At 59.6% G+C, this 23,107-nt stretch carries 17 protein-coding genes; 13 read left to right on the forward strand and 4 right to left on the reverse strand.

The window, feature by feature from the left end; all coding sequences use genetic code 11:
- Positions 1–163: 163 nt before the first annotated feature.
- The 8 genes from AC0L3N_RS03365 (at position 164) to cysQ (ending at position 10,692) form a co-directional block, all read left to right on the forward strand.
- Entirely contained in the window at positions 164–973 is an 810-nt protein-coding gene (locus tag AC0L3N_RS03365) for a tyrosine-protein phosphatase (protein WP_473545588.1), read from the forward strand.
- Positions 973–1,761 (forward strand): polysaccharide biosynthesis/export family protein, encoded by a 789-nt coding sequence (locus tag AC0L3N_RS03370; protein ID WP_473545590.1) that lies wholly within the window; start codon positions 973–975, stop codon positions 1,759–1,761. The genes AC0L3N_RS03365 and AC0L3N_RS03370 overlap by 1 nt, the downstream gene beginning before the upstream one ends.
- A 53-nt stretch (positions 1,762–1,814) precedes the next feature.
- Positions 1,815–4,190 (forward strand): GumC family protein, encoded by a 2,376-nt coding sequence (locus tag AC0L3N_RS03375; RefSeq protein ID WP_473545592.1) that lies wholly within the window; start codon positions 1,815–1,817, stop codon positions 4,188–4,190.
- Positions 4,078–5,337 carry a tetratricopeptide repeat protein gene (locus AC0L3N_RS03380; RefSeq protein ID WP_473545594.1) on the forward strand — a complete coding sequence of 420 codons (1,260 nt, stop codon included), beginning with the start codon at positions 4,078–4,080 and terminating at the stop codon, positions 5,335–5,337. Before AC0L3N_RS03375 ends, AC0L3N_RS03380 begins: the two co-directional genes overlap by 113 nt.
- Entirely contained in the window at positions 5,334–6,653 is a 1,320-nt protein-coding gene (locus tag AC0L3N_RS03385; protein ID WP_473545596.1) for an O-antigen ligase family protein, read from the forward strand. The genes AC0L3N_RS03380 and AC0L3N_RS03385 overlap by 4 nt, the downstream gene beginning before the upstream one ends.
- 397 nt (positions 6,654–7,050) lie before the next feature.
- Positions 7,051–7,956: a sulfate adenylyltransferase subunit CysD gene (gene cysD, locus AC0L3N_RS03390; protein WP_473545598.1), complete on the forward strand. Its 906-nt coding sequence runs from the start codon at positions 7,051–7,053 to the stop codon at positions 7,954–7,956.
- 2 nt (positions 7,957–7,958) lie between these two features.
- Positions 7,959–9,896 (forward strand): sulfate adenylyltransferase subunit CysN, encoded by a 1,938-nt coding sequence (gene cysN, locus AC0L3N_RS03395; protein WP_473545600.1) that lies wholly within the window; start codon positions 7,959–7,961, stop codon positions 9,894–9,896.
- Between the two features lie 10 nt (positions 9,897–9,906).
- Positions 9,907–10,692, forward strand: a complete 786-nt coding sequence (cysQ, locus tag AC0L3N_RS03400; protein WP_165848499.1) for a 3'(2'),5'-bisphosphate nucleotidase CysQ — start codon at positions 9,907–9,909, stop codon at positions 10,690–10,692.
- Between the two features lie 158 nt (positions 10,693–10,850).
- Here the strand turns inward: cysQ and AC0L3N_RS03405 are convergent, their stop codons facing one another.
- From AC0L3N_RS03405 to AC0L3N_RS03420, 4 genes are all read right to left on the reverse strand, one after another.
- The gene (locus tag AC0L3N_RS03405) at positions 10,851–11,993 is read right to left on the reverse strand and encodes a DegT/DnrJ/EryC1/StrS family aminotransferase (RefSeq protein WP_473545602.1); all 1,143 of its coding nucleotides are present in this window, start codon (positions 11,991–11,993) and stop codon (positions 10,851–10,853) included.
- Between the two features lie 253 nt (positions 11,994–12,246).
- Complete coding sequence (locus AC0L3N_RS03410; protein WP_473545604.1) at positions 12,247–13,170, reverse strand: carbohydrate kinase family protein; 924 nt, start codon at positions 13,168–13,170, stop codon at positions 12,247–12,249.
- Positions 13,167–13,610: an RbsD/FucU family protein gene (locus tag AC0L3N_RS03415; protein ID WP_473545605.1), complete on the reverse strand. Its 444-nt coding sequence runs from the start codon at positions 13,608–13,610 to the stop codon at positions 13,167–13,169. The genes AC0L3N_RS03410 and AC0L3N_RS03415 overlap by 4 nt, the downstream gene beginning before the upstream one ends.
- Positions 13,611–14,837: an ROK family transcriptional regulator gene (locus AC0L3N_RS03420; RefSeq protein WP_473545607.1), complete on the reverse strand. Its 1,227-nt coding sequence runs from the start codon at positions 14,835–14,837 to the stop codon at positions 13,611–13,613.
- Between the two features lie 214 nt (positions 14,838–15,051).
- Between AC0L3N_RS03420 and AC0L3N_RS03425 the strand changes: the two genes are divergently transcribed.
- From AC0L3N_RS03425 to glgB, 5 genes are all read left to right on the forward strand, one after another.
- The gene (locus tag AC0L3N_RS03425) at positions 15,052–16,068 is read left to right on the forward strand and encodes a substrate-binding domain-containing protein (RefSeq protein ID WP_473545609.1); all 1,017 of its coding nucleotides are present in this window, start codon (positions 15,052–15,054) and stop codon (positions 16,066–16,068) included.
- A 97-nt stretch (positions 16,069–16,165) separates the two neighbouring features.
- Positions 16,166–17,284, forward strand: a complete 1,119-nt coding sequence (locus tag AC0L3N_RS03430) for an ABC transporter permease (RefSeq protein WP_123147170.1) — start codon at positions 16,166–16,168, stop codon at positions 17,282–17,284.
- A complete protein-coding gene (locus tag AC0L3N_RS03435; protein ID WP_123147171.1) occupies positions 17,281–18,063 on the forward strand; it encodes an ATP-binding cassette domain-containing protein in 783 nt (260 codons plus the stop codon). Before AC0L3N_RS03430 ends, AC0L3N_RS03435 begins: the two co-directional genes overlap by 4 nt.
- Before the next feature lie 316 nt (positions 18,064–18,379).
- The gene (locus tag AC0L3N_RS03440; RefSeq protein ID WP_473545612.1) at positions 18,380–20,842 is read left to right on the forward strand and encodes a glycogen/starch/alpha-glucan phosphorylase; all 2,463 of its coding nucleotides are present in this window, start codon (positions 18,380–18,382) and stop codon (positions 20,840–20,842) included.
- 51 nt (positions 20,843–20,893) lie between these two features.
- Positions 20,894–23,107 (forward strand): 1,4-alpha-glucan branching protein GlgB, encoded by a 2,214-nt coding sequence (gene glgB / locus AC0L3N_RS03445; protein ID WP_473545614.1) that lies wholly within the window; start codon positions 20,894–20,896, stop codon positions 23,105–23,107.

The following is a 23,107-nucleotide window of genomic DNA, read 5'->3' on the forward strand; positions in this document are numbered from 1 at the left end:
GCGCTTCGTCTTGGGCGATTTCATCCCATCTGTCAGCGAATAGCTTGAGTTCTACCGCACTGCATGGACTTGATGGATGCGTCATTCGCTATCGTGCGGGTGGCGCATTTACCTTTTATCCGGGAGAAGTTGCTACGTTGCTTCAATGTGGCCACAAACGCCAATGATCGACCTGCATTCCCATATCTTGCCCGGTCTTGATGACGGCTCGTCCAGTCTTCCTGAATCGCTGGAAATGGCGCGGCTGGCGGTGGCCGATGGAACGTCCCATATGGCGTGTACGCCGCATATCGTGCCAGGCATGTACGAAAACGGATCGGCAAATATTGCCCGTGCGGTTCAAGAGTTGGAGCAGGCGCTACGCCGCGCCGCAATACCGCTTGCTCTTTACGTCGGCGCCGACGTGCATATAGCGCCGGATCTTCCGGAGCAATTGGCGCTAGGTAGCGTGCCGACCTTGAACAGATCGCGTTATTTTCTATTCGAACCGCCGCATCATGTTCTACCGCCAAGACTGGAAGATCTTGCTCTGCGCCTCATAAACGCCGGGTTCATTCCGATTCTTACCCATCCTGAGCGGCTGACCTGGATCAAGACGAATTACGATGTTGTCGAGAGGTTGAATGCAATCGGCTGCCTTGTTCAGCTGACGGCAGACTCGATTGTCGGTGCTTTTGGACGCACAGCGCTTTACTATTCGGAAAGGCTGATTGACGAAGGCAGGGTGGATATTATCGCATCGGACACCCATGGCGCCACCCGCCGGCGACCTGGGCTTGCGCAGGCCGTCGCCGCGGCGGCGAAGCGATGTGGGGAAGACGAGGCGCGCAACATGGTGTTGAAACGTCCAGGCGAAATATTGGCGAACCGGACTCTCGAGCCGGTCGGAAAGGCACGCTCGAAAAAGCCAAGCCCCGGCAACGCCGGTCGCTTCGCGGGATTGGGTCGCTTGTTGAAGGGTGGGACAGCGTGATGGGCGTTTTTCATTTCGCAAAAAGCCATACAGGGACGATGGTTGTCTTGCTCGCTTCGCTCTCTTTGTCTGCCTGCACGAGCACCTCGTCGACGACATCGTCTTCGCCGACTTCGGTCGATGCGCTGCAACTGACGTCATCGTCGGCGCCGCTCTCGGGCGGCGGTGCCCTGCAGGTCGTAAAGGAACTGCCTGCGCCGCAGAACACCCAGAACGGCAATGAGCAGCCTTTGTCGCCGAACGATGTGCTCGAGGTGAATGTGTTCCAGGTCGACAATCTGAACAGAACCGTTCAAGTCGACGCCGGCGGGCAAATTTCGCTTCCACTTATCGGGACCGTCACCGCGGCAGGAAAGACCGTGCGTCAGCTTGAGCAGGAAATCGAAACGGCCTACGGCGCCAACTATCTGCAGTCACCCGATGTGTCGGTCTACATCAAGGAATCGATCGGACAGCGCGTTACCGTCGATGGCGAAGTCACCAGGGCCGGTATCTTTCCGGTGTCGAGTAATTCCTCCCTCATCGACGCGGTCGCCCTTGCCGGAGGGTTCAATGCCGTTGGCGATGCAAAAAAGGTGTTTGTTTACCGCAATATCGGCCCAAACACATTGGTCGCAAATTACGATGTGGAGCAGATTCGCGCCGGCAAGAGCCGCAATCCACGCATCTATGGCGGCGACAAGGTTGTCGTCTTCGCCTCGAAATCGAAAATTGCGATGAACAATCTCAAGGACGCTCTCGGTGTCGCCTCGAGTGCGGCGAGACTTGCCGTGGTCCCCGGATTGTAAGTCACGGCCGGTCAGAATTACGCACAGAGACAAACCCAAGGTTGCCACGCACCATGCTCGATCGTAACAGGCAGCATCAAATCGCCGGCCCAGGGCATGGCCAAGCCTTGTCCCCCGACCTGTATTATGACGGTGCGCAAAACTATAGCGCGTATGGTCGCGATTACGCGGAGCAGGACGAGGGCTTCAATCCGCTCAGGCTGTTTTTTTACGCTGTCCAGTATCGGTGGCTGATCGTCATGATGGTCGCGGGCGGACTTGTCGCCGGCATCGTCGTTACCATGATGCAGACGCCAAAATATCGGGCAACAGCGCAATTGGAAGTGCTGGTTCCTTCGGCCAAGGTCTTCAAGGACATTGAAGTGGTCTCTGAAGCCGGCGACGACTATCTGGTCTTTGAAACCGCCCGGGAAAAGCTGAAAAGCCGGGCTTTGGCGCAGCGCGTGGTGTTCCAGCTAGGGCTTAGCGAAAAGCCGGATTTCCTGTTTCCGACGCCGGACTTCTCGCTTAGCAATATTTTCTATCGTGCGTTCGGAATTTCCAAATCACCTGCCATTGAAGAGACAACCCCGGAGGAACGTGAGGCGATTGCAATCGGTCGCGTTCGAGCTGACCTCATAGTCAATTTGGTCCCCAACACCAGCCTGCTGTCGATTACGTTTGCCGACCAGAATCCGAAATATGCAAGCGATATAGCCAATCAGGTTGCGCAAAGTTTTATCGACCAGCGCCTCGATCAGACCAGCGAAACCTCAGACCTGGCACGGCAATTCATCCAGGAACAGGTTTTGCAGGTAAAGCAAAAGCTGCAGAAGTCGGAGGAGGAACTCGTCGCTTACGCAAAGGATGCGGGCATTACGATAACCGGCGACGACAAATCGCTGATTGGGTCGAATATCGAGGCTCTGAACACTGCGCTCGCGACAGCAATCCAGGAACGTCTCGATGCCGGCCGGGTGGTGGAACAAATCGACAAAGGTCGCGGCGCGAGCCTTGGCCCAGTCCTGGAGAGCGAAGGTCTGCAGAAGCTCAGCGACAAGCTGGCCGATTTGACCAGCCAGTATCAACAGAAATTGGGCATATTGAAGCCTGGTTTTCCGGAGATGCAGCAGCTTCAGTCGCAGATCAAGGAATTGCAACGGCTTTATAACAATGGCGTTTTGACTATAACCGATTCGCTGCGACAGAAATACCAGGAAGCTCAGAACAAGGAGGCCGACCTCAAGTCAAAGCTCACCGAGATGGAGATGCAGCAGGTTATCTTCAACGACAAAAACATCAAATACACGATCCTGAAGCGCGAGGTTGATTCCAATAGGTCGCAGTATGACAGCCTTATTGCCAAGCTGAACGAGGTTGGCGTCAGCTCAGAGCTCAAGTCACAAAGTGCCGCAATCGTTGATTTAGCAACACAGCCTGGCAGCCCTTATTCTCCGCGATTGATCATCAATGTTGCGATCGCTCTGTTTCTTTTCATGGCTCTGAGCGCATCAATTATCTATATCATCGAGTTGTTGAACAACACCTTCACCAATCCTGAGCAGGTCGAAAAGGAATTGGGATTGGCGATGCTCGGCATCCTGCCGCTTGTCGATGACCGGGAACTCATAGCCAGCATCGCCGATCAGAAATCAGGACTGTCCGAAGCCTACCGTTCGCTTCGAACGTCATTGCAGTTCTCCGGCGCCGAAGGGGCGCCGCGATCGCTGCTGGTCACGAGTTCGGAACCCTCGGAAGGCAAGTCGACCACGTCGTTCAAGCTCGGGCAGGATTTTGCAGCGCTCGGTGCAAGGGTTCTCATTGTCGACGGCGATCTGCGAAAGCCAAACCTTCACCGGCTGTTTGGCCTCGACAACACAATCGGATTGAGCAATCTGCTGACAAACACCGTCCGCAAGGAGGATCTGGCAAGCATCTTCAGGGCGACGAAATATCCTAATGTGACCGTTCTGACTTCCGGAACGATCCCGCCGAACCCCGCCGACCTGCTCTCTTCGCCGAAGATGGCGCTGATCATCACGAATCTCGGCAAGCGCTTCGATCTTGTCATAATCGATGCCCCGCCGATCGTCGGCCTTTCAGATGCGCCGATTCTCAGCCGGCTTGCCGAGGGAACATTGATGGTCATCTCTACCAACCAGGTGACGCGCAAGTCGGCGAAGACGGCGTTGAAGCGTCTGCGAGCTGCCGGCGCGAATGTGGTGGGAGCCGCGATGTCGAAGTTTGCGGTGAACAAGTTCGATTACAACTACGCCTACAAGTATATGAATTACCAGTATTACGACTACGGCACCCCGAAAATTGAGGGCAAAGTCGATGACGGAGCAGATCAGCCCGCTTATGCAAAATCTCCGGCGTTCAAGCGTTTGGTTCGTCGCATCCGTTCTAGCGTTGGCGGCTTCGTCGATCGGGCTAAGTCGATTTCTTGAAACCGAAACGCCAACCGTTTCCCTCGCGCTGGATCCGTTGAACGTCAATGCCTTGACGGGCGAGATTACCGACGACCTGAACGATACAAGCAATGCTCCGGATCTCGACGCATTGCTTGCCAAGGCCGAAAGCGCGCTTCGCTTTGACCTTGCGGATGCACGTCTCTATAGCCTGATCGGCGAAATCAAGTACCGGCAGGGCGCAAAAGACCAAGCCTACGAATTTTTCGATCAAGCTCGAAAATTATCCAAGACCGAGATCCACGCGCTCCAGAGGTCGATAGGCCGCTCGATCGAAACGGGCGATCTGTCAAAGGCCGTCGGCGAGATCGATATTTTGCTGCGGCGATGGCCAGATCAATTTCCTGAAATCGCCGAGGGGCTGCCGACAATCCTCTCGAACCCCGATGGATACCAGGCTGTGCTGGCAGCCATCTGGGCCGCGGCGCCCTGGAGGGCCAAACTGTTGGTCGCGCTGAGCAAAACCCCCGACGGGCTCGAATTCGCAAATCGGCTGCTGCTCGATTTAACCGGGTCAACTGCGCCACCAAACTCGAGCGAATTGTCCCATGTGATCCACGGCAATATTCGTCACAAAGAATATGAACAAGCGTACCGCTTGTTTCTTTTCAGCCTGTCCGATCAAGAACGGAAATTGGGCGGATATATTTTCAACAGCACATTCGAGCCTGTATCCAGCGGCAAGCCTTTTGATTGGCAGGCCGGCGATCAGTCGGGCCTGGAAGTTACGTTTGCAACATCCCAAGATGCGGTCAAAGGTGAGGGTGGAGCGACGGTCCGCTTCCTGAATACGCCCGTCAAGGACACAGCTCTTCAACAGTATATCCAACTGCCTACAGGCTCCTACAAGATTTCTCTGGCTGCGTCTGCAAGAAACCTGAAGCTTCCAAAGGAGTTGTTCTGGTCGATCAGGTGCGCGGGGTCGGGCAGCGAAATAGCGCGGTTCAATATTCCGGAGGGTACATACAATCGTCAGGCGCTCAGTCTGGATTTTTCGGTTGGACCGGCTGGGTGCCCCATGCAAGTATTGAAGCTGGAAACTGCCGCCATTGCCGAGAGCTGGCGCTTTCGATATGTCGGCACGTTGGTAATGCACAAATTGAGCATCGAGAGACTTTCATCTTGAGCAACCGGCCATCGGAATGGGAGAAATATCTCCTCGGATCGGTTCTGTTTATATCGCTGCTGATCGGCGGTGGCACTGCAAGCGGCCTTTACACGGACACGCTGATTGAGGTCGCGGCAATTGTCTCGGCGGCGGCGGTCTTTTCACAGACCTCTGGCAAAAGAATCCCCCATTCTGTTCTGTGGCTGCTTATGTTCGCTGTGGGGCTGGTGATTTTGCAAATCGTTCCGCTGCCTGCGGCTATATTCAGCGGATTGCGACCGGAGCCGTTGCTCGCAGATTCCGGGCTGGTTGGAGAAACCCGATTTCGTTTCGTCAGTGTCGGCGTTGGACGGACGATCGAATGTCTGTTGTATCTGGTGGCGTTGGCGGCGTTTTTTTTGAGCGTATTGCGTTTGCGCGTCGAGCAGGTCCGTGCGCTTCTGCCGTTCTTTTTTTTGGGTGTTATCTGCAACGGCTTGGCTGGCGCGATTCAATATTCGCTCTCGGATGACATCGCCATAGAGGGATTGTTGCCTTTCACGATCAACGCCGGGCTTTTTGCCAACGAGAATCATTTTGCGGCATTACTTTTTGTTTCTATCCCATTCGTCGCTTATTACGGTCTGTTCCGAGGACATCTTTTGTCCGGATCGCTCGGGCTGGCCACGCTTTTGCTGCTCCTTTTGGCCGCCGGTTCGCGTGCCGGCGTTCTGATCGGATTGGCGATCACCGTACTGTCGATAGTCTTTCTTTCAGCGCGTTCCAAGGTGAGCGGACTCAGCATCCTTGCCGTTTTCATAGGCCTTTCGGCCTATACGATAGGCGCATGGACGAAGATCGATGCCGAGGCGATCGATCCAGCTTTCGGGCGAGGCGAGTTTGCGCGCACCACCATTGAGGGGATCAAAGAGAATTGGGCAACTGGCATTGGGTTTGGAAATTTTCAAAAGGCCTACCAGATATATGAAAAGGAAGAGATGATTTTCAAGCAATATGTAAATCATGCTCACAATGAATATCTTGAAATAGCTTTCGAAGGCGGAGCTCTTGCTGTTTTGTTAATAGCGCTTTATTTCGTAATGCTTTTTATGGCGCTTACCAAAGTTCGTCGCGATCCCCTTCAAAAGGCGGCGTTTCTTTCCGTGTCGTTTCTTCTCATCCATTCACTCGTCGATTATCCATTGCGGACCGAGGCGCTTGCAATGACGTTCGCCTTTATGAACGCCATTATCTTCCACAAAGGATTTGCAGGCCGTTCGGCCCAGAAGAACGAATTGATCGAGATCGACCACAACGGTGGCAAGTTGTTTGTTCCGATCGGAGCTTCGTCATAGCGCCTCCTGGCGACGGCTCCGCTCTTCCATCAGGGTAGCGTCCTGACCCAGGATATGCCCTGAAACCAGGAAGATCATCAGGACTGCGTCCAGAAGAGGATTGCGATTGTCCCAGCGCCGCACAGGCTGATCTCGGCCCTTCAGGGATATTTTTCTTGGATCGCCAGCCCATCGCCCGCTGAGCAGGAATTTTCGGTTTCTGGTCCCCGCGTGGAAAATTCATTCCCGAACCACTCCAGGTCAGGCCTGTCTTGCATTGTTATAAACGATGGCGATCTGCTAGAAGGCCCGCACGAAGACACATTGTCCAGAAGTGAAGCTTGAACCGGGCCGCTGAAAATTGCGCCTGATGCATCGATGCAAGGTCTGGATTGGCACGAGAGAACGCTTACAGTCCATGAACATCGCGCTTACGCACCTTCAGCGGCTTGAGGCTGAATCCATCCATGTCTTTCGCGAGGTAGCGGCGGCCTTCGCCAAGCCGGTCATGCTCTATTCGGTCGGCAAGGATTCCTCCGTGCTGATGCATCTTGCGATGAAGGCGTTTTATCCGGCCAAGCCGCCCTTTCCCTTTCTCCACGTCGACACGACCTGGAAATTCCGCGAGATGATCGCCTTTCGCGATCAGATGGCGCAGAAGCTCGGCTTCGATCTCCTGGTGCATGTCAACGAGGATGGTGTGCGCGACAACATCAATCCCTTCGACCATGGCTCGAACACCCATACGCATGTGATGAAGACGGTGGCGCTGCGGCAGGCGCTCGACAAGTACGGCTTCGATGCAGCCTTTGGCGGTGCCCGTCGCGACGAGGAGAAGTCGCGCGCCAAGGAGCGGATCTTCTCCTTCCGCAACGCCCAGCACGTCTGGGATCCGAAGAACCAGCGGCCGGAGATGTGGAAGATATTCAACACCCGCATCGCGACCGGTGAATCGATCCGGGTATTTCCGTTATCGAACTGGACCGAACTCGATATCTGGCAGTATATTCTCCAGGAAGACATCCCGATCGTGCCGCTCTATTTCGCCAAGGAGCGACCGGTCGTCGAACGCGACGGCATGCTCATTCTCAGGGATGACGACCGTATGGAACTGCGTCCCGGCGAGACGGTGGAGAACCGGCTGGTGCGGTTCCGCACGCTCGGCTGCTATCCGCTGACCGGCGCGATCGAATCCGGCGCCGATACGCTGGAGGCCATTGTCGGCGAAATGCTGACGGCCCGCACCTCCGAACGGCAGGGCCGCCTGATCGACCGTGATGAAGCCGGCTCGATGGAAAAGAAGAAGCGCGAGGGGTATTTCTGAGCATGCGCCACATCACGGCCGAGAGCCTCGCGCCCACCGATGGCATTCGTGACTATCTGGCGGTGCAGGAGCAAAAGTCGCTGCTGCGCTTCCTGACCTGCGGTTCGGTGGACGACGGCAAGTCGACGCTGATCGGGCGCCTGCTTTCGGATACCAAGCAGATTTTCGAGGACCAGCTTGCCGCGCTCGAGCGTGATTCGCGCAAACACGGGACGACGGGCGACGACGTTGATTTCGCGCTGCTGGTCGATGGCCTCGAGGCCGAGCGCGAGCAGGGCATCACCATCGATGTCGCCTATCGCTTTTTCGCCACGCCGAAACGCAAATTCATCGTTGCCGACACGCCCGGCCACGAACAATACACGCGCAACATGGCGACGGGCGCATCGACCGCCGATCTGGCCATCGTTCTGATCGACGCCCGGCAGGGCGTGCTGCGCCAGACAAGGCGCCACTCGATCATCGCCTCGCTGTTGGGCATCCGGCACATCGTGCTCGCCGTCAACAAGTTCGATCTCGTCGGCTTCGACAAGGCCGTGTTCGAACGCATCATCGAGGACTATCGGCAATTTTCGCACAAGCTCGGCTTCGACACGATCGTGCCCATCCCGATGTCTGCCCGTTACGGCGACAATGTCACCAGCCGCTCGGACAAGACGGAATGGTATTCCGGCCCGACGCTGATCGAACATCTGGAAGCCGTGTCGGTCGATGAAGCCGTTGTCGAACTGCCGTTCCGCTTTCCGGTGCAGTATGTGAACCGCCCCAATCTCGATTTTCGCGGTTTTGCCGGCACGATTGCGTCCGGCTCCGTCTCACCAGGCGACGAGGTCGTTGTCGCCAAATCCGGCAAGTCCTCTCATGTCAGGCGCATCGTTTCGCATGGCGGCGATCTGAGCCAAGCGGTCGCCGGCCAGGCCATCACTCTTGTCCTCGACGACGAGGTAGAGGTCTCGCGCGGCAATATGCTGGTGTCACCGTCGGCGCGGCCGCAGGTCGCCGATCAGTTCGCCGCCAACATCGTCTGGTTCGACGAGCACGCGCTGCTGCCGGGCCGGTCCTACATCCTGCGGACCGAGACCGATCAGACCAGCGCCACCGTCACCGACCTGAAATACCGCGTCAACGTCAACGACTTTGCTCATGAGGCGGCCAAGTCGCTCGAAATGAACGAGGTCGGCATTTGCAACATCTCGACGCGGGCGCCGATCGCCTTCGATACGTTCGCCGAGAACCGAACGACCGGCGCCTTCATTCTAATCGACCGCATCACCAACGCCACGGTCGGCGCCGGCATGATCCTGCATTCGCTGCGCCGCGCCGAAAACATCCACTGGCAATCGCTCGATGTCGGCAAGCACGGCCGCGCCGATCTGAAGAACCAGCGGCCCGCCGTGTTCTGGTTCACCGGGCTCTCGGGCTCGGGCAAGTCGACCATCGCCAACCTTTTCGAGAAGAAGCTGTTCGCCACCGGCCGCCATACCTACATTCTGGATGGCGATAATGTCCGCCACGGCCTCAATCGCGATCTTGGCTTCACCGACGCCGATCGGGTCGAAAACATTCGCCGCGTTGCGGAAGTGGCGCGCCTGATGGCCGATGCCGGGCTGATCGTCATTGTTTCCTTCATTTCGCCATTCAGCGCCGAGCGGCGCATGGCCAGGGAATTGATGGCCAACGGTGAATTCGTCGAGGTGTTTGTCGACACACCTTTTGAGGAATGCGCCAGACGCGATCCGAAGGGTCTCTATGCGCGGGCGTTGAATGGCGAAATCAAAAATTTCACCGGCGTCGATTCACCGTATGAAGCCCCGGAAAACCCCGAAATCCATCTCAAGACACTCGGCAAGTCTGCCGAGGAGATGGTAGAGGCCCTGGAACTCTGGCTGAACGAGCGCGACATTGCCGAAAACCAATACGATAGCGGCGGCGGCATCTGACGACGAAGCGATGCTCGGCGTGTTCGAGCGCCTTGCCTTGGCGGCGGGGCGAGAGGTGATGCGCGTCTTCGATGCCGGCTGCGCGGTCGACCAGAAATCAGACAGCTCGCCGGTGACCGAAGCCGATCGCCAGAGCGAAAAGATCATTCTCGCTGGGCTGCGCGCGGCGTTCCCCGATATCCCTTGCGTGGCTGAGGAAGAGGCATCGGCCGGCATCGTGCCGCCCGATCTCGACGACGCCTTCTTCCTGGTGGATCCGCTCGACGGCACCAAGGAATTCGTCAATCGCAGGACCGACTTCACCGTCAACATCGCGCTCGTTCGCCACGGCGTGCCGGAGATCGGTGTCGTCTTCGCGCCATGCACCGGACGCTTCTTTTCCGGCCGGCCGGGCAGTGCGGAAGCAATCGAAGTCAATGGCGACTACCAGATCATCGGCCGGCGGCCGATTTCGGTGAGGGCGGGTGTGGCGCCACTGACCATCGTCGCCAGCCGGTCCCACAATACGCCGGAGACCGAAGCCTATATTCGCACGGTGGGCGCTGCCGAGATCGTCTCGGTCGGCTCGTCGCTGAAATTCTGTCTTGTCGCCGGCGCCGAGGCCGACGTCTATCCGCGCTTCGGCCGCACCATGGAATGGGACACCGCGGCCGGCGACGCCGTGTTGCGCGCTGCAGGCGGGATGACGCGCACGCTCGATGGGCAGCCGTTGGCCTACGGCAAGCGCAACCAGGGCGATGACGTGGACTTCGCCAATCCGCATTTTATTGCAAGCGGCAGGCCTGCGGGCCAGTAATCTCCCCCCTTGAGGGGGAGATGTCGCCGAAGGCGACAGAGGGGTCGCCTCAGCAGGTGCGACGCATATGGAAACGAAAGAGGGAAGTCGGCGCTTCACGCGTGGGAACCCCCTCTGGCCTGCCGGCCATCTCCCCCTCAAGGGGGGAGATTACGCGCTTACGCCGCGGCGATTTGCGCCGAATTCGAGCCGATATAGTTGCGGATCGTCTCGATGATCCGGTCCTGGTCGGCCTCGCTCAGATAGGGGTGCATGGGCAGGCATAGGATGCGCTTCGGCAGCTCCTCCGAAACGGCAAGGCCCGTGGGCGTACGCGGATAGTTGCGGTAGGCGATCTGGCTGTGCAGCGGCTTCACATAATAGATCACTGACGGGATGCCTTTTCCCCCAAGATGTGCCTTCAGCCCGTCGCGCTTCGGCGTCTCGATGGCATATTGCGCCCAGGCCGAACGGCTGCCGTCCAGGTTGCGCGCCGCCTTGACGATGTCGCCGAGGCCTTCGGCATACCGGTTGGCGACCGCTTGCCTGGCAACCATCTCGTCTTCGAGGATGGCCAGCTTCTCGATCAGGATCGCCGCCTGCAGCGTATCGAGTCGCGAATTGATGCCGACGCGGACATTGTCATATTGGGTTTCGCCCTTGCCGTGGAAGCCGAACGAGCGGAGCTGTTCGGCCAGCGCATCGTCATTGGTGAACATCGCGCCGCCGTCACCATAGCAGCCGAGCGGCTTTGCCGGGTAGAAGCTGGTCGAGCCGACCGCGCCGAACGAACCTAACATCTTGCCGTCGATCGAGCCGCCGATCGCCTGCGCGGCATCTTCGATCACCATCAGCCCTTCGCGGTTGGCTATTGCCATGATCGTCTTGTAATCGGCGGCAAGTCCGAACAGGTCGACGGGAATGATCGCCCTTGGCTTCAGCCGGCCTTCCGCCTTGACCATGGCGATGGCCGCTTCGAGGCTGGCGATGTCGATATTGTAGGTCTGCGGATCGACATCGACGAAAACCGGCTCGGCCTTGGCCAGCGCCACCACTTCCGCGGTGGCGGCGAAGGTGAAGCTCGGCACGAATACCGCGTCGCCTGGGCCGATGCCGGCCGCAAACAGCGGCAGCAGCAGCGCGTCGGTGCCGTTGGCGCAGGCGACGACATGCTTGGTGCCGATATAGGCGGCGAGCTTGTTTTCGAATTCGGTGACCTGGGGGCCGAGAATATAACGTCCCTCGTCGACGACGCGGTCGATGGCTGCTTTCAGCCTGTCGCGGATTCGCTCGCGCTGCGCGCCTAGATCGATGAACTGCATGTCGGCCTCAAACGGTACTAGCCAGAGAATGGCCGCTGGTAGCAGAGTTGCGCCAGCCGAGAAAGCTGCACGAACGAAACCGCGAATTGCTCAAATGTCGCAGCCTGTTACCTCTGATTCTGACAGGTCCGCGTCGGACGCCGGAAATCCGGGGCTTTGTTGCGCACGATACGACACTTGTGTCGCACGCGCTCGGCTGCGCGAAACATAAAGTGATCGATGTCCAGCGCGTCTTCAGCGCATCGCCGTCCAATCAGGCGATTTCATGCCGCCAGGGCGGATTCGCGCCTGCGCGCGACACAGTCACCGCCGCAGCCTTGGCGCCGAGCGCCAGAGCCTTGTGGATGGCGTCTTCCGGCAGATTGGCGATCGCCTCCTTCGACAGGAGGCCTTGCTCGTGCAGCGAGGCCAGGATGCCGGCGTTGAACGTGTCGCCGGCGCCGACCGTATCGACCACCTCAACCTTGTCCGGCACGACCGTGACCTTGTGATCCCTCGTATAGCCGACGGCGCCTTCGCTGCCATGGGTGACGACGATCAGCGTCGGACCGCGATCCAGCCAGTTGCGGACGACGTCTTCGTGTGAGCCGGCTTCGCCGAACCAGTTCAGGTCCTCATCCGACAGCTTCACGACATCGGCCATGGCCATCATCGAGCGGATGCGCCTGAGATGCTTGGCCTTGTCCGGGATGAAATTGGGCCGAATGTTGGGGTCGAGCATCATGAGGCGGCGCTCATGCTCGCGCCGCATGAATTCCTCGTAGGCTGATCCGGCCGGCTCCGAGATCAGGCTGATGGCGCCGAACAGCATGGCTTCGACCTCGCTGCCGAGTTTTGGCAGATCGTCGATGGTCAGCATGCGTCCGGCTGTGTTTTCATCGTAGAACGTGTAGGTCGCCTGGCCGTTGTCCAGCCGCACGAAGGCGAGCGTGGTCGGCCGGGGCGATGTGTGCGCATAGGTGGAACTGACCTGGCTTGCCCTCAGCGCGTCCTCGAACTGGCTGCCGAACAGATCCGTCGACAGGCCAGAAAAGAAACCGGCGGGTGCTCCCAGCCGGCCAAGCGCTATTGCCGTGTTGAAGACCGCGCCGCCGACATAGGGGGCAAAGGCCGGCTCGCCCTCCGTCGTGGTGCGCGGCAGCATGTCGATCAGGGCTTCGCCGCAACAGAGGATCATGATTTCCTGTTCTCCGGCGGATAGATCACACCCTTGCGGATGATGATGTTGGCGTAAAGCCGCGGCTCGCTTGTAGCGACGATGGCGTGCGCGGACCTGACCCGTAAATAGAAGTCGGCGCCAGCAAGCGCAACCACCTTGCGGCCCGGCGCGCGCGTGGCGCAGATCGCTTCCATCTCGTGATGAACGGGATCGGCAAGCATGGGATCGCCTTTGACCGAGGCGCGAAACAGCGCTGGCACGGCGTCATCGACAGGCAATACGCTGAGGATGGCGTCGAGCATCGGAACAAGATGATGACCGTCGGCGCGGATGAGCCGGTGTGCCTGTTCCTTCGCCGGGTAGTTTCCGTCGACAAGGGCGATCTCGTCGCCATGGCCCATGGCACGCAGCATCGCCAGCAGCTCCGGGCCGAGCAGGGCCGGGATTCCGATCAGCATTCAGGCACTCCTGGAAATCGTAGTCGAGCCGATGAGGAAGCGCTCGGAAAGCGGCAGGCTGGCACCGCCCAGGGCACGCGCATGGATACCGACAGTCCCCTCCCGAACGTCCGGAAGCTTCAGGCCTTCACCGTCGATCTTGCCGATGGCTCCGACAACGGCATCGACGAGGCGGCGCCGCACGGCCTTCGGCATCCATCCGTCGATCACCGCTGCCTCGAAATCGATAACCGAGGACGCCGCCACGATGGCATAGGCGAGCGCCTGCGAGGCGCAGGCGATCCAGTCGTCGAGCTCGACGCCGATCTCGCCCCAATCCTCCGGTGACGTCCACAGATGTGAGGCTTCGACGCCGCGCGCGTTGAGCGCCTTTTCCAGCATCGCGATCGACGCCACGTCGATCAATTGGGTCGGCTTGCCGTCCGGTCCGGGCACCGGCATCGAACCCAGCGCGCCGGCATTGCCGGTCGGTCCGCCGAAAAGGTGACCGTTCAGCACGATGCCGCCGCCGGCGAAGGCGCCGATATAGAAATAGACGAAGTCGCGCGCCGCACCCGCCTTGCCGAACACCAGCTCGGCGCCGCAAGCCGAGGTGGCGTCATTCTGCAGGTAGACCGGGAATTCGCACTGCGCCTGGATGTCGGCGCGGATGTCGCGGTTGCGCCATTCGTCCATGACGTCGCGCGGCGCACCTGCCGTATCGGCCCAGTTCCACAATTCGAACGGCATGGCGATGCCAAGTCCGGCAATGCGCTTGTCCTGAGCCGGGGTGAGTTCGCCGCGCATTGTCTTCATGCCGGAGGTGACGAATTCGACCGTCTCGCGCGGTGCCGGATAGCGGTAGGAATGCTGCAGCATCGAGCGCACATTGCCGAGAAAGTCGATCAGCACGAGTTCGGCGCTGCGACGGCCGATCTTCAGGCCGATGAAAAAGGCGCCATCGGGATTGAGCGCCATCGGAATGGAAGGCTGGCCGATCTTGCCGCGCAGCGGCGCCTGGCGGACAAGGAGGCTGTCCTGCTCGAGCTCGCGCATGATGACGGAAACCGTCTGGGCCGAAAGCCCGGTCATGCGCGCAATGTCGGACTTGGCCAGGCTGCCGTGCTGACGCACCAGCGACAGCACCAGCCGCTCATTGTGATCCCGCATGCCGCTCTGGTTGGTGCCGCGGTGAATGCGGCTCTCGGCTGCCTCGGGCGAACCGTGCCTTGTAATGCCGGTCTCCACCCCTGTTCCTCTCGTCTTTTCCCCTCAATGCTTTTGGGCCAGAATGAGTGAACTATGCAGCGCTGTCAATAATAAATAAGAGTGATTTAATTATTGACAGGACCCTCGGTCTGGTATTCTGTTAGGGCAGGCGTCCACGCTGGGAGAAGTCGCTGGATGCTTCGTGCAGATGCCGGTTGGCCGGCATCCGAAATGGTTCCACTGGGAGGAAGTCATGGGAAAACTGAATATTCTAAAGGCGGCCGTTGCGAGCTTTGCCCTTTATGGTGCGACGGTTACGGCCTCATATGCGGCTGATACCGTCGGCCTGATTACCAAGACCGAAACTAATCCTTTCTTTGTGAAAATGCGTGAGGGCGCGCAGGCCAAGGCTAAGGAGCTTGGTGTTACCCTGATCGCTGCCGCAGGCAAGTTCGACGGCGACAACGACGGCCAGGTGGCGGCGATCGAGAACCTGATCTCGGCCGGCGCCAAGGGTTTTGCCATCGTGCCGAGCGACTCGAAGGCGATTGTGCCGACCATCAAGAAGGCGCGCGACGCAGGCCTCATGGTAATCGTGCTCGATACGCCGCTCGATCCGATGGACGCCGCAGATGCGACCTTTGCGACCGATAATCGCAAGGCCGGCATGTTGATCGGTCAGTGGGCGTCCAAAGCACTGGGCGACAAGGCAGCGGACGCCAAGATCGTATTTCTCGATCTCGCGACCAACCAGCCGACCGTCGACTTTCTGCGCGATCAGGGTTTCATGCAGGGCTTCGGCATCGACGTGAAGGATCCCAACAAATACGGCGACGAAGATGACAAGCGCATCTGCACTCACGAAATTAGCCAAGGCGACCAGGAGAAGGGCCGCACGGCAATGGAAAACGCGCTGCAGAAGTGCCCGGACGTGAACGTGGTGTACACGATCAACGAACCGGCAGCGGCTGGCGCCTGGGAAGCGCTGAAGGCGGTCGGCAAGGATGACGGCAGCGTGATGATCGTTTCGATCGATGGCGGTTGCCCGGGCGTCAAGAACGTTCAGGCGGGTGTAATCGGCGCAACCAGCCAGCAGTATCCGCTGAAGATGGCGTCGATGGCGCTCGAGGCGATCGTCTCGGGCAAGATTCCGGACATCGATCCGAAGATGGGCTTTCTCGACACCGGTGCGGAACTCATCACAGCCAAGCCGGTTGAGGGCGTGCCGTCGATCTCGGTCGAGGAGGGCCTGAAGCTCTGCTGGGGCTGAGTGCCTTCCAACATCGTTCCACGAAGACTATTGTCCAGAAACTCGGAGGGGGCGCTCGTGGCGCCCCTGACGATGAGGCGTCGGAGAGGATTGCCTGATGAGTGATGATACCGCGGGTTCGGCCACAGCCGAACGCGGGCTGAAAGGCGCCACAGAAGCCTTGGCCAGTTTTGATGAGTCGGATGCCGGCGCGATCCGCCGTGTCCAGGCTTTTCTTCATCAGTTTCCCACATCCATTCCCTTTATCGTTCTGCTGTTGGGTGTGGCCATCTTCTCGGTTGCCGCTCCGGACAAGTTCTTTGCTCCGTTCAACTTTTCGTTGGTGCTGCAGCAGGTGACGATCATCGCCGTGCTCGGCGTGGCCCAGACGCTGATAATCCTTACGGCCGGCATTGACTTGTCCGTCGGCGCCATCATGATCCTGTGCTCGGTGGTGATGGGACGAACCGCGGTAGTCTATGGCGTTCCGGTATTGATCGCCTTTCCGCTCGGGTTGCTCTGCGGCCTGGCATGCGGCATCGTCAACGGCCTGATCGTGACCATGCTGCGCTTGCCGCCCTTTATCGTCACGCTTGGCACCTGGAGCATTTTTGGCGCGCTGAATGTCTGGTATTCCCGTAGCGAAACCATTCGCCAGCAGGACATGGAGGCGGCGGCGCCATTCCTGCAATGGACGGGTACGATCTTCAAACCTTATGATTTCTTCTCAAAAACGCTCGGGCTCGACTGGATCTTTTTGAAAGGCTGGGTGCTAACCTACGGTTCGCTGGTCATGCTGATCTTAGCGTTCATCATTTGGTACGTGCTGAACAGAACGGCGTTCGGGCGGCATATCTACGCCACTGGTGATGATCCGGATGCAGCCAGGCTGGCCGGTATCAACACCAAACGGACCCTGATCGCCGTGTACGGGCTCGCCGGTTTCATCTGCGCGATCGCCGCCTGGGTGCTGATAGGGCGCATCGGCGGCGTAAGCCCCCAGGCAGGCCAGACCGCAAACCTCGATTCCATTACCGCTGTCGTGATCGGCGGCACCTCCCTGTTCGGCGGCCGCGGCTCAATCGTGGGAACGCTGATCGGCGCCTTGATCGTCGGTATCTTCCGCAACGGCCTTGCGCTTTCCGGCCTCGAGTTGCTGTGGCAGGACTTCGCCGTGGGCGTGCTGATCATCGTTGCTGTCACTATCGACCAATGGATCAGGAGAATTTCGGCATGAGCGACACTCCGGTTCTCCAAGCCAAGGGTCTCAACAAGCGCTACGGCAGGGTTGTTGCCCTCGACAATGCCGATTTCGACCTCTTGCCAGGCGAAATCCTCGCTGTCATCGGCGACAACGGCGCCGGCAAGTCGACGCTGGTCAAGGCGCTGTGCGGGGCGGTCATTCCGGACTCAGGCACGATTGAGCTCAATGGCCAGCCGGTGCATTTCCGCTCACCGATCGAGGCGCGTGTGGCCGGCATTGAGACCGTCTACCAGAACCTTGCGCTGTCGCCGGCGTTGTCGATCGCCGACAACATGTTTCTCGGCCGCGAGATCCGCAAACCTGGCTTTGTCGGGCGGTGGCTGCGAAGGCTCGACCGCTCGGCGATGCAAAGGATCGCCCGTGAAAAGCTTTCCGAACTGGGGCTGATGACCATCCAGAACATCAACCAGGCGGTCGAAACGCTCTCCGGCGGTCAGCGCCAGGGCGTTGCTGTGGCGCGCGCCGCCGCATTCGGCAGTCGCGTGGTCATCATGGACGAGCCGACCGCCGCCCTCGGCGTCAAGGAGAGCCGCCGCGTGCTCGAGCTGATGCTCGACGTCAAGAAGCGCGGCCTGCCGATCGTGCTTATCTCGCATAACATGCCGCATGTCTTCGAGGTGGCCGACCGCATCCACATCCATAGGCTGGGTCGTCGCCTCGCCGTCATCGATCCCAAGCAATATACGATGTCCGACGCCGTCGCCTTCATGACCGGAGCGACGCGTCCGCCGGAGGCGGCACTGGCGGCCTGATGCATATCGCCCAAAAGTGCTCAGCGGTTTTGGGATGACGACATGCATCAAAGAGAAATACATGTCGCCCAAAAGCATGCCCTCGGGCGTGAACCGAGGGTGCGCAGCGGTTTTGAGACAACGACATGCACATAAGTAAGAACTTAAGGCGCGTCGCAGAGGCCGCCCAAACGCGACGCCTTTGAGTTTCTAATTGCCGCTCGGTAAGCTGCCCCGCGGCAATCTAACTCGATTGAACGCTTAACAATATGCGCTAGCATGGGCTGGGAGGAATGGTGAAAGCCGGTATGATCATGGCAACCGCACGAGAGGCAGCATGACGCGCGCGATGACATCCAAAGCTCCCATTCTCGAAAACTCCGATCCCAAGGCGCTTGCCGACGAAGTCTTGAAGGCCCTCAAATACAGGCTCGGCAAGGGTACCAGCGTCGCGACGCAATACGACTGGCTCACCGCCTCGATCAAGGTCGTGCGCGACCATATCGTCGATCATTGGATGCAGGCAACGCAAGAGGCCTACGCCCATCAGGAAAAGCGCGTCTATTACTTGTCACTGGAATTCCTCATCGGCCGCCTGATGCGCGACGCCTTCTCCAATCTCGGCCTGATGGACAATATGCGCGAAGCGCTGCGGTCTCTCGGCGTCGACCTCGACCTCATCGCGGCCCTCGAACCAGATGCAGCGCTTGGCAATGGCGGTCTCGGCCGGCTCGCCGCCTGCTTCATGGAAAGCATGGCAACCGTCGACATTCCCGCGCATGGCTATGGCATTCGCTACGCCAATGGCATGTTCCGGCAGGAAATCCATGGCGGCTGGCAGGTTGAGCTGCCCGAGACCTGGCTCGATCACGGCAACCCCTGGGAGTTCGAGCGGCGCGAACGCTCATTCGAGGTCGGTTTCGGCGGCTCGGTGGAATCGATCACCTCGAAGGACGGCAGGCTTGAGCGCCACGTCTGGAAGCCGATCGAACATGTTCTGGCGGTTGCCTACGATACGCCGGTGGTTGGCTGGCGGGCCAACCGCGTCAACACGCTGCGGCTCTGGTCCGGCATGCCGATCGATCCGATCCTGCTCGACAAGTTCAACGCCGGCGACCACATCGGTGCGCTCGCCGAAAGCAACAAGGCCGATGCCTTGTCGCGCGTCCTTTATCCTGCTGATTCCCACAAGGCCGGTCAGGAGCTGCGGCTCAGGCAAGAGTATTTCTTTTCCACCGCATCGTTGCAGGATATCATTCAGCGTCATCTCAGCCAGTATGGCGACCTGCAGTCGCTGCCCGACAAGGCGGCGATCCATCTGAACGACACCCATCCGGCCATCGCAGTGCCCGAGCTGATGCGCCTGTTGATGGATGTCCACGGCATGGATTTCGACCAGGCCTGGAGCATCACCAAGCGCACTTTCGGCTATACCAACCATACGCTGCTTCCAGAGGCGCTCGAAAGCTGGCCGGTGCCGCTGTTCGAGCGGCTGTTGCCGCGCCATATGCAGATCGTCTACGCCATCAACGCAGAAGTGCTGCTGGAGGCGCGCGCCTCCGACCAGTTTTCTGACGAGCAGATCAGTCAAATCTCGCTGATACAGGAAAACGGCGAGCGCCGCGTGCGCATGGGCAATCTGGCGTTTGTCGGCTCGCACTCGATCAACGGCGTCTCTGCCCTTCACACCGAGCTGATGAAGGAAACGGTGTTTGCCGAGCTCCACCGGCTCTACCCCGACCGCATCAACAACAAGACCAACGGCATCACGCCGAGGCGCTGGCTGATCCAGTGCAATCCCGGTCTCACCGCGCTCACCCGCGAGGCGATCGGCGACCGCTTCCTCGACGATATAGACGCGATCAAAGAGCTCGATGCCTTTGCCGACGACGCCGCCTTCCGCGACAGGTTCGCGGCAGTCAAGCGGGCGAACAAGGCCAAGCTTGCCAACCTCGTGGCCGACCGCCTCGGCATCAAGGTCGATCCCTCGGCGCTGTTCGACATCCAGATCAAGCGCATCCACGAATACAAGCGCCAGCTCCTGAACATCCTCGAAACAGTCGCCCTCTACGACCAGATCCGCTCCCATCCCGAGCGCAACTGGATGCCTCGCGTCAAGTTCTTCGGCGGTAAGGCGGCGCCCAGCTATCATAACGCCAAGCTGATCATCAAACTCGCCAACGACGTCGCCAAGGTTATCAACCGCGACCCGGCCGTTCGCGGCTTGCTCAAAGTGGTGTTCGTGCCGAACTACAATGTCAGCCTGGCCGAGATTATGATGCCGGCCGCCGATCTTTCAGAGCAGATATCGACTGCCGGCATGGAAGCCTCCGGCACCGGCAACATGAAGTTCGCGCTGAACGGTGCGCTGACCATCGGCACGCTCGACGGCGCCAATGTCGAGATCAAGGAATGCGTCGGCGACGACAACATCTTCATTTTCGGCCTGACCACCGAAGAGGTCGCCGAGCGGCGTAGCAACGGCTACGATCCGCGATCGGTGATCGAAGCCTCTCCCGAACTGGCGCAGGCAGTGGCTGCTGTTTCGTCGGGCGTCTTTTCGCCTGACGATCCGGAACGCTATCGCGACCTGATGAACGGTCTCTACCAGAGCGACTGGTTCATGGTCGCCGCGGATTTCGATGCCTACACCTCAACCCAGCGTGATGTCGACTCCGTCTGGCGCAACAGCCCGGATTGGTACGCCAAGGCAATCCGCAATGTCGCCCGCGTCGGCTGGTTCTCGTCCGACCGCACGATCCGCCAATATGCGAAAGAAATCTGGAACGTGCCCGTCTGATATGATTGCATGAGGCCACGAACAACGTGGTCCGGGGAGGGTCACTGCCTGATGAGGAAGCCGCGCGCGACCGCTGCGACAAGCGGGCCGGATGGACTGGCGTCAGCCGGTGATGTCGCGGCAATTGTCGCTGGCACGCATGGCGACCCTTTCGCTGTGCTGGGTGTGCACGAGGTTGACAAGGGCTTTGTCGCCCGCTGCTTCGTTCCTCATGCCGAGTTCGTCACTGCCTACACGCTGACCGGCAAGAACGCCGGCGAACTCTCCAAGCGCGACGAAGGCGGCTTCTTCGAGGGCAGCCTGTCGCTCAGAAAGCGTCAGCCGCTGCGCTATCACGCGCGCAATGCCGGCGGTGACTGGTGGCTGACCGATCCCTATTCGTTCGGTCCGGTACTGGGTCCGCTGGACGACTATTACATCGCCGAAGGTTCGCACCTCAGGCTGTTCGACAAGCTCGGCGCGCATCTCATCGATCACGAGGGTGCGTCCGGCGTGCATTTCGCCGTCTGGGCGCCCAATGCAAGGCGCGTTTCGGTGGTCGGCGACTTCAACGAATGGGACGGCCGCAGGCATACGATGCGCGTCCGCCGCGACACTGGCATCTGGGAGTTGTTCATTCCCGACATCGCCGCTGGCCGGCCCTACAAATACGAGATCATCGGGCCCGATGGCGTGAGGCTGCCGCTGAAGGCCGATCCGTTCGCTTTCAAGTCCGAACTGCGCCCGGCCACCGCTTCGGTGACGGCGCTTCCGCCGGTGCATCAATGGGGTGACGAGGCGCACCGCAATTTCTGGCGCAATGCCGATCCCAGGCGCGAGGCGGTGTCGATCTACGAGGTCCACGCCGGCTCCTGGCAGCTTCACGACGACGGCAGCTTCCTGTCATGGGACGAGCTTGCCGGCCGGCTGATCCCGTACGTCGTCGACACGGGCTTCACCCATATCGAATTCATGCCGATCTCCGAACATCCCTATGACCCGTCCTGGGGTTACCAGACGACGGGCCTCTACGCGCCGTCGGCCCGCTTCGGCGATCCGGACGGTTTTGCCCGGTTCGTCGACGGCGCCCACCGCGCCGGCGTCGGCGTTATCCTCGACTGGGTGCCGGCGCATTTTCCGGTGGATGCGCATGGCCTGGCCAATTTCGACGGCACCGCGCTCTATGAGCATGCCGACCCGCGCAAGGGCTTCCATCCCGACTGGAACACCGCGATCTACAATTTCGGCCGGCGGGAGGTGGTCTCATTCTTGGTCAACAATGCGCTGTTTTGGGCCGAGAAATACCATGTCGACGGTTTGCGCGTCGATGCCGTGGCTTCGATGCTCTACCTCGACTATTCGCGAAAGGCCGGCGAATGGATTCCCAACGAAAAAGGTGGGCGCGAAAACCTTGAGGCGGTCAGCTTCCTCCAGAGGATGAACAAGGAAGTCTACGGCCATCATCCGGGTGTGATGACGATCGCCGAGGAATCGACCTCATGGCCAAAAGTTTCGCAGCCGGTGCATGAGGGCGGGCTGGGTTTCGGCTTCAAGTGGAACATGGGCTTCATGCACGACACGCTGGAGTATTTCTTCAAAGAGCCGATTTTTCGCAAGCATCACCACGGCGACATCACCTTCGGCCTGGTCTACGCCTTCTCAGAGAATTTCGTGCTGCCGCTCTCCCATGACGAGGTCGTGCACGGCAAGGGGACGCTGCTTAGCAAGATGGCCGGCGACGACTGGCAGAAATTCGCAACATTGCGCGCCTACTACGCCTTCATGTGGGGCTACCCCGGCAAGAAGCTGTTGTTCATGGGGCAGGAATTCGCCCAGCGCCGCGAGTGGAGCGAGGCGCGCGCACTCGACTGGAACCTGCTCGATTTCCGGGCCCATCGCGGCGTCTGGCAGACGGTGCGCGATCTCAACTATCTCTACCGCTCACGCCCGGCGTTGCATGCGCGCGATTGCGAGCCGGAGGGCTTTTCCTGGCTGATCGTCGACGATAGCGCGAACTCTGTCTTTGCCTGGCTGCGCAGCGCGCCGGGCGGAAACCCGGTCGCCGTCATCTCCAATTTCACACCGGTGCCGCGTGATGATTATCGCGTGCCGTTGCCGACGGCTGGAAGATGGCGCGAGATCATCAACACGGACGCCACCGACTATGGCGGTTCCGGCAAGGGCAATGGCGGTGCCGTCGAGGCTCGGGCGGAAGGAGGAGGCATCTCGGCGACGATGCTGTTGCCGCCGCTGTCGACGATCATGCTCGAACTTGCTCCGGACTGA

It is taken from the genome of Mesorhizobium sp. WSM4807, from assembly GCF_055811615.1.

Excerpts from the sequence above, each read along its gene's own strand:
- AC0L3N_RS03440 (WP_473545612.1), top strand. The coding sequence starts at position 18,380 with ATGACGCGCGCGATGACATCCAAAGCTCCCATTCTCGAAAACTCCGAT.
- cysD (WP_473545598.1), top strand. The coding sequence starts at position 7,051 with ATGAACATCGCGCTTACGCACCTTCAGCGGCTTGAGGCTGAATCCATC.
- cysN (WP_473545600.1), top strand. The coding sequence starts at position 7,959 with ATGCGCCACATCACGGCCGAGAGCCTCGCGCCCACCGATGGCATTCGT.
- AC0L3N_RS03410 (WP_473545604.1), bottom strand. The coding sequence starts at position 13,170 with ATGATCCTCTGTTGCGGCGAAGCCCTGATCGACATGCTGCCGCGCACC.
- AC0L3N_RS03435 (WP_123147171.1), top strand. The coding sequence starts at position 17,281 with ATGAGCGACACTCCGGTTCTCCAAGCCAAGGGTCTCAACAAGCGCTAC.
- AC0L3N_RS03370 (WP_473545590.1), top strand. The coding sequence starts at position 973 with ATGGGCGTTTTTCATTTCGCAAAAAGCCATACAGGGACGATGGTTGTC.
- AC0L3N_RS03425 (WP_473545609.1), top strand. The coding sequence starts at position 15,052 with ATGGGAAAACTGAATATTCTAAAGGCGGCCGTTGCGAGCTTTGCCCTT.
- AC0L3N_RS03375 (WP_473545592.1), top strand. The coding sequence starts at position 1,815 with ATGCTCGATCGTAACAGGCAGCATCAAATCGCCGGCCCAGGGCATGGC.
- AC0L3N_RS03430 (WP_123147170.1), top strand. The coding sequence starts at position 16,166 with ATGAGTGATGATACCGCGGGTTCGGCCACAGCCGAACGCGGGCTGAAA.
- glgB (WP_473545614.1), top strand. The coding sequence starts at position 20,894 with ATGAGGAAGCCGCGCGCGACCGCTGCGACAAGCGGGCCGGATGGACTG.
- cysQ (WP_165848499.1), top strand. The coding sequence starts at position 9,907 with ATGCTCGGCGTGTTCGAGCGCCTTGCCTTGGCGGCGGGGCGAGAGGTG.
- AC0L3N_RS03380 (WP_473545594.1), top strand. The coding sequence starts at position 4,078 with ATGACGGAGCAGATCAGCCCGCTTATGCAAAATCTCCGGCGTTCAAGC.
- AC0L3N_RS03405 (WP_473545602.1), bottom strand. The coding sequence starts at position 11,993 with ATGCAGTTCATCGATCTAGGCGCGCAGCGCGAGCGAATCCGCGACAGG.
- AC0L3N_RS03415 (WP_473545605.1), bottom strand. The coding sequence starts at position 13,610 with ATGCTGATCGGAATCCCGGCCCTGCTCGGCCCGGAGCTGCTGGCGATG.
- AC0L3N_RS03365 (WP_473545588.1), top strand. The coding sequence starts at position 164 with ATGATCGACCTGCATTCCCATATCTTGCCCGGTCTTGATGACGGCTCG.